Source organism: Brevibacterium metallidurans, from assembly GCF_037101285.1.
Taxonomy (GTDB): domain Bacteria; phylum Actinomycetota; class Actinomycetes; order Actinomycetales; family Brevibacteriaceae; genus Brevibacterium; species Brevibacterium metallidurans.
In genome coordinates this window covers 584,141-594,569 of record NZ_BAAAAF010000001.1, presented here as the reverse complement: position 1 = coordinate 594,569, position 10,429 = coordinate 584,141, and the positions used below count along the sequence as shown (strand labels likewise).

Sequence of the window (10,429 nt, the reverse complement as noted above, 5' to 3'; positions counted from 1 at the left end):
CCCGGCGATGCTCCACACTGGTGGATAAGCGTGTGGAAAACTACATGCTTGTGACTTGTGGAAGACGGAAGTCGACGGTGGGGTGAACGGGAGTCGACGGCGCGGAAGCGTGACGTGAAACATCCCCGCACGGTTTGACCGTGCTCTGCGCGCTTGGCTAAGATGGAGTGTCCTGTGTACCGGGCTGCATCCGAATCTTCATAGCTCTCATGCACAGGAGTGCTCGGCGGTCGAGACTCGCACCGCCGTTTTTTGTGAGAACGCGACTGGCGTTCACCCGCAACCTAGATATCGGAGATCCAAGTGAGCAAGCGTACTTTCCAGCCCAACAACCGCAAGCGCGCCAAGAAGCACGGCTTCCGTCTGCGCATGCGCACCCGTGCGGGCCGCGCCATCCTGGCATCGCGTCGTCGCAAGGGACGTTCCGAAGTCTCGGCCTGAATGTGATTCCGGAAGCGCACCGCCTCCGGCACGGCGACGACTTCAGACGAGTCTTCAGAGCCGGTGTCCGTGTGCGCTCGGACCACCTCATGGCCCACAGCCTGAGCGAGAATGATGATTCCCACGCCGCGCGCGTGGGTTTCATCGTATCCAAGGCCGTAGGCAACGCCGTCAAGCGCAACCGGGTCAAGCGCCGGCTGCGGGAAATCATGCGACCCAGGCTCGTCGAGTTCGATTCGGGCAGCCTGTTCGTTCTCAGGGCGCTGCCGAATGCGGCAGAAGCCGAGTTCGCCGTTCTCGAATCGGAGGTCGGCGACCTCATCGAGAAGGCACGGAAGAAGCAGGCGAGAAGTGGACGCCGAACACGACCTCAGGCATGAGTCCGAGGTGCCGAGGCGCCCGGCCGGCTTCTGGCCGGGGCTGTGGTGGCTGGTGCGCATCGCACCGCGGATGCCCTTCGTGTGGTTCATCCGGGCGTACCGGGTCGTCGTCTCACCGCTCTACGGGCAGGTGTGCCGCTACTATCCCAGCTGCTCGATGTACGGCCTCGAGGCCTTCGAGATACACGGAGTTCTCAAGGGAATGGTGTTAACTGGATGGCGAGTGCTCCGATGCAATCCCTTCTCCCACGGTGGGGTGGATCATGTTCCCGGCTCGGCCCGTCAGGCGCGGTCGATGGCGATGCACGACGCCGACGGCGAGCACCCGTGAACGACTGACGAACGCCGGATATCCGCGCCCGCACCCGTGTCGCGACCGACTGACAACAATGGCACAATGAACGATCGTGATGGATCGTTGCAACGAGGAGAACTGAATGGACTGGATCGACAGCTTGCTCTACCCCCTGCAGTGGGTAGTGGCATGGATCCTCGCGATCTTCCATGACATCTTTACCGCCCTGGGACTGCCCGCCGCCAACGGCTGGACCTGGGTGCTCTCGATCGCGGGTCTCACCGTCGTCATCCGTGCTCTGCTCATCCCGCTCTTCGTCTACCAGATCCGGGCGCAGCGCAAGATGCAGCTCCTCCAGCCGGAGATCCAGCGTCTGCAGGCGAAGTACAAGGGCAAGAAGGACCAGTACTCCCGTCAGGCCATGGCCGAAGAGCAGATGAGTCTCTTCCGCGATAACAAGACGAGCCCGTGGGCGTCGTGTCTGCCTCTGCTCGTGCAGATGCCGATCTTCTTCTCGCTCTTCCGCGTCATCCACAACATGCAGAACGTCGCCGAGGGCAAGATCGACCCGATCGGCGGTCTCACCCAGGAACTCGCCCAGCAGGCCGAGGAGTCCTCGGTCTTCGGCGTCTCGCTCTCGGCGACCTTCATGGATCCGGGCATCACCGTCAAGCTCCTCACCGCCGTGCTCATCATCATCATGGCGGCGACGATGTTCATCACGCAGAAGCAGATGATGGCGAAGAACATGTCGGAGGCTGCGATGGCCAACCCGATGATGCAGTCGCAGAAGATGCTCCTCTACATCATGCCCGTCGTCTTCGGCGTCGGCGGCATCTACTTCCCGCTCGGCGTCCTCTTCTACTGGCTCGTGTCGAACACGTGGACGATGGTCCAGCAGCACATGGTCATCCGGAACATGCCGGCTCCCGGTTCCAAGGCCGAGAAGGAGATGCTCGAACGCAAGGCGCGCAAGGGCAAGACCGTCAAGCAGGACGAGGTCAAAGGTGCCTCCGTCCCCGCCGAGGAGGCACCGAAGCCGGCCGGTCAACGCCAGCAGCCCGTGAGCAAGAACCGCAAGAAGAACAAGAAGCGCTGAGGTAGGACATGTCAGAAGAAGTCATCGACTCCGAAGAAGTCACCGAGGAGACGGCTGCGAAGCCGACCCGGGCCGAGCTCCTCGAGGAAGAGGGCGAGATCGCGGCGGACTACCTCGAAGAGCTCATGGACATCGCCGACATCGACGGTGACATCGACATCGATGTCGCCGACGGTCGAGCGCAGCTCTCGATCGTCTGCGAGGACGAGGACGACTCGAACCTCCGCACCCTCGTCGGCCGTGACGGCAAGACGCTCGGGGCCCTGCAGGAGCTCTGCCGCCTCGCCGTGCAGACGAGCACCGGGCAGCGGTCGTGGCTCATGCTCGACATCGACGGCTACCGTTCGAGCCGTCGCGACGAACTCGTCCGCAAGGCCGAGGACGCGATCGCCGAGGTCAAGGAGTCCGGCGAGGAATTCGCGTTCAAGGCGATGAACAGCTTCGAGCGCAAGATCATCCACGATCAGGTGGCGAAGGCCGGACTCGTGTCCGAGTCGGAAGGCGAAGGCGACGGACGTCATGTCGTCGTCCGTCCCGCCGATGACTGACCAGGCTGCGATCGAGGTACCGCCGGCCGGCACCGCGGAATACTTCGGTGAGGCGTTCCCCCTGGCCCAGCGCTACGCCGAGCATCTGGGGACGACCGGCATCGAATGGGGGCTCATCGGTCCCCGAGAACTCGATCGCCTGTGGTCGCGCCATATCCTCAACTGCGCTGTCGTCGCCGAGTTCGTCGGCGACAGTGATGTCGTCGGAGACGTCGGCAGCGGCGCCGGACTGCCCGGCATCCCGATCGCCCTCATGCGGCCGAGCGCGAAGGTCGTGCTCATCGAGCCGATGGAACGTCGGGTCGAATGGCTGAAGATGGTCGTCGACGACCTCGGTCTCGACAACGTCCGCATCGTGCGGGCCCGGGTCGAGGACCTCGCCGACGAGGAGATGTTCACCGTCGTCACCGCCCGTGCGGTCAAGGCGATGGGTACGCTCATCGAGTGGACGCACGAGGTCATCGGGCCCGAGGGGCGGATCCTCGCTCTCAAGGGAGAGTCGGTCGAGGGTGAGCTGGTCAAGGCGAAGAGGCTGCTCAAGCGGTACCGCTTCGGGCAGCCGAGAATCCACCTCGTCGACGGCGGAATCCTCGAAGTTCCCAGTCGTGTTGTGGAAATCGCGAAGAAATAGAACGAACCGAAATTGGTCTAGGCTGTCAGTAGCTTTGTGAACCCGATGGATGATGGAGTGCGCCGAATGCCGATCATGGACGAGTCGTCTCCGATAGGTGCCGCGATCGCTCGCGACAACCGGCGTGCCGACCGACTGGCGCAGGTGAGCTTCCCCAGACCGGACACCACCCGCATCTTCACGATCGCGAACCAGAAGGGCGGCGTCGGCAAGACGACGACCGCGGTGAATATCGCCGGCGCTCTGGCAACGCAGAACCTCAACGTCCTCGTCATCGACATCGATCCGCAGGGCAACGCGAGCACGGCGCTGGGCATCGACCACTACTCCGATGTCACGAGCATCTACGACGTGCTCATCGACGACGTGCCGATGCGGGACGCCGTCGCCCAGGCCCCTGACTTCGAGACCCTGGTGTGCGTGCCTGCCACGATCGACCTCGCCGGCGCGGAGATCGAACTCGTCTCCCTCGTCGCCCGGGAACAGCGTCTGCAGCGCTCCCTCGGTCTTTACCTCGAGGAGCGGGCGGCTGCGGGCAGCCGTGTCGACTACGTCATCATCGACTGCCCGCCGAGCCTCGGTCTGCTCACGGTCAACGCCTTCGTCTCCGCCCGTGAGGTCCTCATCCCCATCCAGTGCGAGTACTACGCGCTCGAGGGTCTGAGCCAGCTGCTCAAGAACATCCAGCTCATCCAGAAGCACCTCAATCCCCAGCTGTCGGTCTCGACGATCCTGCTGACGATGTACGACGGTCGGACGAACCTCAGCGCACAGGTCGCCGAGGACGTGCGTACGCACTTCCCGGAGCAGGTGCTCGGCACCGCGATTCCGCGCTCTGTGCGGATCTCTGAGGCCCCGAGCTACGGTCAGACCGTCATCACCTATGATCCTCATTCCAGCGGCGCGCTGTCGTATCTGGAAGCCGCTGAAGAGATCGCCAATCGAGGAGTGCAACGTGGCTGAACGCAAGAAGCGCGGACTGGGTCGCGGCCTGGGAGCGCTCATCCCCGACGCCGCGTCCAACGATCGTCCCGTCGACGTCTTCTTCTCCGGAGGCAATGCCGAGGAGCAGAACCGGACTGCCGGAGAGGACGCGAAGCCTGCTCGCGGTCGTCGCACGGATCCTGCGGCCTCGATGCAGTCATCGCGTCGCCGCAAGCCGAAGGCGGCAGCTGAGGGCTCGGAGACGGAGTCGTCGTCCGCTGGGACAGCGAAGAGCGGGTCTCGGTCGACAGCGAGCTCTAAGTCCGGCACATCGGGGAAGAGCGCAACGACGAAGCGTGCACCATCGAAGTCGTCGGCGGGCAAGACTGCCGCAGCCGGTAAGGCCGGTGGTGCGAAGACCGCTGCTGCGTCCAAGGGCGCTGCCAACAAGGGTACGACCTCCAAGTCCTCTGCGTCCAAGGCCACTGCTTCTAAGTCCACTGGATCGAGGACGTCGAAGCCGTCATCCACGGCGACCGTGACCAAGACGGCTGGAGAGAAGGCCTCGGGTGCCAGGACTGCTCCGTCAGGGGCGAAGCGCTCCACCGGGGTTGCGAACTCTGCCGTGGCGGCTGAACAGGCAGCAGTGGTCGAGGAGACTCGCGCCGTGGATCTCACCGCAGCGAACGACGATGTCCGTGAAGACCATCCTGGTGTCTACACCTCGAGGGGATTCAGCGACGACGAGGGTGCCGCAGACACCAGCGCCGGGACAAGGAGCTCAGCTGCAGAACCAGCAGGCGAGACGAGTGACGACGGAGTCGAGACTACTTCTGTAGTAGAAACTTCGATCACATCGGCCGACGAAGAGTCCGGCGATCTCGACTCCGGCGATGAGGTGGAAGACGGTACCGAAGCGTCGGGAGTCGATTCGATTCCGGACACAGCCTTCGGTGAGATCGATGTGTCGCTCATCGACCCGAACCCGCGGCAGCCGAGGACCGTCTTCGATGAGGATCAGCTCGCTGAACTCGTTCACAGTATTCGTGAGATCGGTGTGCTGCAGCCCGTCGTCGTCCGACGCAAGCCGGGTGAGGCGGAGCGCTATGAGCTCATCATGGGTGAGCGTCGACTGCGCGCGACGAAGGAGTCGGGTCTCGAGACGATCCCGGCGATCGTCCGCTACGTCGAGGACACTGATCTTCTCCGTGATGCACTGCTGGAGAATCTGCACCGTGCGGAGCTCAATCCCCTCGAAGAGGCTGCAGCATACGGTCAGCTGCTCGAGGACTTCGGATGCACGCAGGAGGAGCTCTCTGAGCGGATCGGTCGTTCGCGTCCGCAGATCTCGAACACTCTTCGTCTGTTGAGGCTTCCTCCGCTCGTTCAGCGTCGCGTCGCTGCCGGTGTCATCTCTGCCGGTCACGCTCGTGCAATTTTGGGTCTCAAGGATCCTGAGCAGATGGAAGTGCTCGCTCAGCGCATCGTCGCCGAGGGGCTGTCTGTGCGTGCCTCCGAGGAGGCGGTTGTACTGCTCAATCGTGGTGATTCGGTGAATGTTTCACGTGCAACATCCCGCGTCGCCCCCGAGTTCATCGAAGTGGCCGAGCGTCTGGGTGATCGACTGGACACCAAGGTCAACATCACCGTCGGCAAGCGCAAGGGCAAGCTGAGCGTTGAATTCGCGAATCAGGAAGATCTTGATCGCATTCTTTCGCTGCTCGGTGTGACCTCCACTAACGCTTCCAACTAGCCTTCACGGCGGTGGCTTGACCATCATGGGAGTGTTCTCCCAGCTAGTTGAATTTCCTCGACTCCGGGGTCTTTACGTGCCATAGCCCGCGCTGTATGGGCCTGCGGATCGTTCGCGTTGGTGAATGAGTTTCATGGTCGTTTCGTGGTCTGCCGGCCTAGTGGATCTGTTTCACGTGAAACAGCCAAAGGAGCAGCACCGACTGTTGTGGCGCACTCTCCTGCGGCGGGTCCAATTGCTGCCACCGCGCTTTCACGAACAGATGCTCAGGCGGCTAGCGTGGCATTCCCCGTCCGGAGTGCACCCTCCTCTTCGGTTTCTCGGCTCTTGTAATGACGTACAGGTTTCACGTGAAACATCGTCTGTGGCGGTTGAAGAAGTCGACGTGTGTGTCCTTGGAGTCCGGATATCTCTACCATCTTCGATCTGTCGCCCTTTCTCCATGGCAGACCAAGGACGTGGTATCTCGCGTCCATGGAAGGAGCTGATCACCTGTTGGGTTCACGGTTTCGAGTTCCTTGTGGCTCACGGAATCGAACGTGCTGGATGGTTTCACGGGACTCGATTAGCCTCGATGGCCAGGGCAGATGAGCCCGGATGGCAAGGCCAGATGAGCCTCGATGACGAGGCCAGATGAGCTTGCACGACGATCTCATCTGTGAATTTCACGGTCGTTCTTCGACTTTGGTCCAGAGTTCGAGCGGAATTGACCTGCATCGTTCCCAACCATAGTCGAATGGTACTGTCGGCGTGCTCAGATACTGTTTCAGTGATGAGCAGATTGACGATCCGCAAAACCTATAGGTGTGCGACTGCCTGGTCTTGAATTCCTGTGAAGTCTCTCCAGTCGTGGTCGCATTTGTCTTGTTTCACGTGAAACGGGTTGAACTGCGCGGATCTTCGTTTAGGTGAACGGTCCTTCTGCCTGGCCCGTTTTTCGCCTGCAGAGGACGGTGATGGTTAGTGGTTAAGGCAGCCGCGGGCGGGTTATGGTGTCGGACGTGAAGATGTTGTCGCGTCGCGTGGAACATCGTCCAGTGGCGGTATTGCCATTCATTCTGCATTAGGACTAGACGTACAGCGTTTCACGTGAAACATGACAGTACACCCGGTCTCGCCGACGACGCCGGCCCCGATGTGCGCAGCGACGAGTTCAAGAGTTCCGTGCGGCGAGCAGTCGTAGCAGGTAATCGAAAACGCAAGACACGGTTGATGATGAGAGATTCCGGCACATTCATGTAATGCCCCGGATCTTGGGACCTTTCTCTGCAAGCTACCGTTCTCGAGTACATCAATTGTGGTTCGGTCTCGATGGCATTGACGACTGAAGGAGCGACTGGGGTCGTCGACAGGCACCGGGTTCAAGCTCCAGGTATGTGCACTCCGGTACCCGGGACCAGTGTTTCACGAGAAACGTATGACTGGTTCCGCCGATATTGCGTGGGACGAAGTCCTCCTCACTGGCTTGGACTCTCAGTGTCAGTCAGCACGACCGTGCGTTGTGCTGACTCATGAAGCGACCGGTGTGGGTGCCGTGTTTCACGTGAAACGTGGTGCACAATCCTTTTCGGCAGCGCTCGTTCCCCCCTCTAGGAACTACACCTACCAACGGTGATTCTTGGGAAGGTTCTCAGTCTCAAGTCGAGTATCGGGAAATCCGAGCGTATACGCTCTACGGAGTCGTTGATTGTAGGTACGATATCAGACTGGAACACGGCGCGGTTGAGAAACGCTAGACGGCCTCCGTGCATGAGCGTAGTGTGCTCGCTGGATTCCGAGTTTACGTTTCACGTGAAACGATATTGGTGCTCGGTCGCGTACGGACGTTGCAGCAGGTGATTAGCTTGCCTCACCGATTGGGCCGGCGCGTGCATTCAGGTGACTCCTTGAACGTTGCAACATCTGATCCCGGTAGAGATTCGCTGTAGGGCAAGTCCGCAGGAGGAGCTTCCCGGATGACTCAATCCGTTAGGACCAACGGTGGTTCAACTGAAACGACTCCGACAGCGTTGAGGTTTCTCGAGATGTATTCAGCGACGTTTTCGGTCACGTTTCACGTGAAACGGTCGCGTCTGTTCGGTTCTCTGCTTTGGTGCGCACCGTGAAAGCTGTTCACGCCTCGGTTTAGATTCTGATTGTGTCACGAGATCGACGGCGGTGATGGATTAGGGTTCGGACCTGCTGGATTGCGTTTCACGTGAAACGCAAGATGCATGCGGTCGCCCAGTCGTCCACTCTCCCTAGTGCATAGTCCGGGAGAGGAGTTGGTAGATTCCTTGCGCGCTCTGCGTACACGTGTCACACGTTGGTAGCATGCGTGATCTGGTAACGGGTTGCATTCGGCAACTTGTTGGACGCAGGTGATCGGCGTCGGCGTTGTGCCCCGTGGCGCACTTGAAATCCATGATCGTTACCGGTGCTCACGAATCGTTGAAGCTGATCCGTTTCACGTGAAACGAAGCAAACACATCGCGGTGGTCGTCCACAGACGAGTGGTCTCCTGTCACTACTGAATATCCGGGACCGAGTTCTGCAGCAACGAGGATAGTTCTGCAGTGGTCTGGTTTAGATCAGTTCGGCGACCCAACTTCGATACCAGTTTCACGTGCAGACGGCGGTGGACAGAAATGTGTCGTGTAGGAGAGCTCAAACTACTTCCGGTTGAGGATGTGGGGTGCAACGACTTTGCGCACGCAAGTCCATGCCCTGTTGTTGAGGCCACTGACCCCCACTTTCGTGATGGGTGTCCTCGAGACGTGGTGCTGCTTGCTCATCGCAATCAGCGAATCGACTTGAGTCGTATCGGTGCAGCTCTGTTCAACCCGATGCAAACCGTTGGTCTGCGGGCTATTCGACAGACCAACGCTTTCGGCACTGCAGGGAAGCAGCTGGCAGAGATGGTCTGTTTGAGTCCGAAAGTGGCCTTGCAGTGGCCAAGCGTGGGTGAGGATGATGCAACCCTGTTGGGAGCAATCGTTGAGTGAACACGTTCAGCGAAAGGAAGCGCTGTTGGCAGTAGACCATAGGACGGGCAACTGGGTCAGCGAGTGGACTGCACGCCAGAGGGTTCGTCAGCCGTGACGGCGAGCTAGGTGTACCCAGTGCCGGTCAGGCTCTCGGTGTCAGACAGGTCCTGAGGGCCTAGATTCTCGGCGCCTAGCCGCGACCCACAGCGGTTTCCGGAGAGTGATGGCGGGACAGCGACGAACCGTCAGCCGTAGGCTTTGATCTCGGCGAGGCTGAGCGTTCCTGTCTCCGGGTCCGAGTCCTCTTTGACGTACAGGCGCTGCAAAGCGGCCGCGATGCCGTCGGCGATCGCGTCCCTGACGGCTGGATCTTCGAGATTGCGACGGTCACCCTCGTTGGTGAGATAACCGGTGACCACGTGGACCTTGGGGGTCCGCAGCCGCTTGAGCGAGGACCACGTCCTGGCATGCGACCGGCAGTCCTGCATTCCCGTTCGCGCGGTGATCTCGCTCTGGATGAGCGCGGCAAGACGACCGCCGACCGGCGAATTGATGTCCGGATGCTCCTCGTGCCCGAAGTAGAACGTCGCCAGACCGTTCGCTCCCGGCGAGCGACTGACGTCCGTGGTCACCGTGACCACCGCGGAGGCACCGAGCTGATCGGCGGCGTTGACCTCGGCGGCATCCCCGTCGAGCAGCACGGCACCTGCGCCGACCGCTTCGAGGCGCCCTGCCAAACGTCGTGCTACATCTGTAGTGACCTCGCGCTCGAGACGGCTCTGCTCCTCGTTCATCGGCAGGGTGACGAAGTCAGCGATCGTCGTCGCCGCCTCGATGACGAAGGTGCGTCCGGCCAACGACGTTCCCGACGCTGCAACCCGGGCATGTTCCTCGAGGGCGAAGAGGTTACCGTTGTTCTGCTTGCGATCGACTGCAGAGAGGCCTCGCAGCGTCTGCGGGCCGGCGATCCCGTCCACCTTCGTCCCGAGCCCCATCTGGAGCTCCTTGACGGCCGCCTCGGTGGTCGCACCGTACTCGGCATCGATCCGACCGGCATAGAACCCCAGTCCCGACAGGGTGCGCTGCAGGGAGAGCACATCATCGCCCGTGAGCACCTTGACCGGGTCGAAGCGGAGCACACGGTCCCCGAGCTGATACCGAGCCCGTTCGAGCTCGGCGAAGGTCTCTGTGCCCAGCACACCGTCGCAGAGGATCCCCCGCGTCTGCTGGAACTGCCTGACGGCGAGTTCGAAAGGACGATCGAAGTCCTGGGTGTGGGAATCTCCGACACTGAGACCGAGCCGCGCCATCTGCGATTTGATCGCCGGCAGGACCTCGGAGGTGTCCCCGCTCCTGAACTGGGGGCGTCGGTGGAGTGTCAATGTCGTGCCA

At 61.2% G+C, this 10,429-nt stretch carries 10 protein-coding genes; 9 read left to right on the top strand and 1 reads right to left on the bottom strand.

From position 1 onward, the window contains the following. The first annotated feature begins 303 nt into the window (after positions 1 to 303). The 9 genes from rpmH to AACX88_RS02555 all read left to right on the top strand — a co-directional run bounded on the left by rpmH (position 304) and on the right by AACX88_RS02555 (position 9,055). A complete protein-coding gene (gene rpmH, locus AACX88_RS02595) occupies positions 304 to 441 on the top strand; it encodes a 50S ribosomal protein L34 (RefSeq protein WP_009376895.1) in 138 nt (45 codons plus the stop codon). 2 nt (positions 442 to 443) lie between these two features. Further along, positions 444 to 821 (top strand): ribonuclease P protein component, encoded by a 378-nt coding sequence (gene rnpA, locus AACX88_RS02590; RefSeq protein ID WP_339391535.1) that lies wholly within the window; start codon positions 444 to 446, stop codon positions 819 to 821. After that, on the top strand, positions 793 to 1,152 hold the full coding sequence (gene yidD / locus AACX88_RS02585) for a membrane protein insertion efficiency factor YidD (protein WP_339391534.1): 360 nt from the start codon (positions 793 to 795) through the stop codon (positions 1,150 to 1,152). Before rnpA ends, yidD begins: the two co-directional genes overlap by 29 nt. Before the next feature lie 106 nt (positions 1,153 to 1,258). After that, positions 1,259 to 2,215, top strand: a complete 957-nt coding sequence (gene yidC / locus AACX88_RS02580) for a membrane protein insertase YidC (RefSeq protein WP_339391533.1) — start codon at positions 1,259 to 1,261, stop codon at positions 2,213 to 2,215. Positions 2,216 to 2,223: 8 nt separating this feature from the next. Beyond that, positions 2,224 to 2,763 carry a Jag family protein gene (locus AACX88_RS02575; protein WP_339391532.1) on the top strand — a complete coding sequence of 180 codons (540 nt, stop codon included), beginning with the start codon at positions 2,224 to 2,226 and terminating at the stop codon, positions 2,761 to 2,763. Continuing rightward, positions 2,756 to 3,394: a 16S rRNA (guanine(527)-N(7))-methyltransferase RsmG gene (rsmG, locus tag AACX88_RS02570; protein ID WP_339391531.1), complete on the top strand. Its 639-nt coding sequence runs from the start codon at positions 2,756 to 2,758 to the stop codon at positions 3,392 to 3,394. Before AACX88_RS02575 ends, rsmG begins: the two co-directional genes overlap by 8 nt. 66 nt (positions 3,395 to 3,460) lie before the next feature. Next, positions 3,461 to 4,357, top strand: a complete 897-nt coding sequence (locus AACX88_RS02565; RefSeq protein ID WP_339391530.1) for a ParA family protein — start codon at positions 3,461 to 3,463, stop codon at positions 4,355 to 4,357. Continuing rightward, positions 4,350 to 6,071 (top strand): ParB/RepB/Spo0J family partition protein, encoded by a 1,722-nt coding sequence (locus tag AACX88_RS17740; RefSeq protein WP_459891375.1) that lies wholly within the window; start codon positions 4,350 to 4,352, stop codon positions 6,069 to 6,071. The genes AACX88_RS02565 and AACX88_RS17740 overlap by 8 nt, the downstream gene beginning before the upstream one ends. 2,756 nt (positions 6,072 to 8,827) lie before the next feature. Further along, positions 8,828 to 9,055 carry a hypothetical protein gene (locus AACX88_RS02555; RefSeq protein WP_339391528.1) on the top strand — a complete coding sequence of 76 codons (228 nt, stop codon included), beginning with the start codon at positions 8,828 to 8,830 and terminating at the stop codon, positions 9,053 to 9,055. A 227-nt stretch (positions 9,056 to 9,282) separates the two neighbouring features. Here AACX88_RS02555 and AACX88_RS02550 read toward each other — a convergent pair whose 3' ends face one another. Further along, positions 9,283 to 10,419, bottom strand: coding sequence for an N-acetylmuramoyl-L-alanine amidase (locus AACX88_RS02550; RefSeq protein ID WP_339391527.1), 1,137 nt, complete (start codon positions 10,417 to 10,419; stop codon positions 9,283 to 9,285). Positions 10,420 to 10,429: the final 10 nt, after the last annotated feature.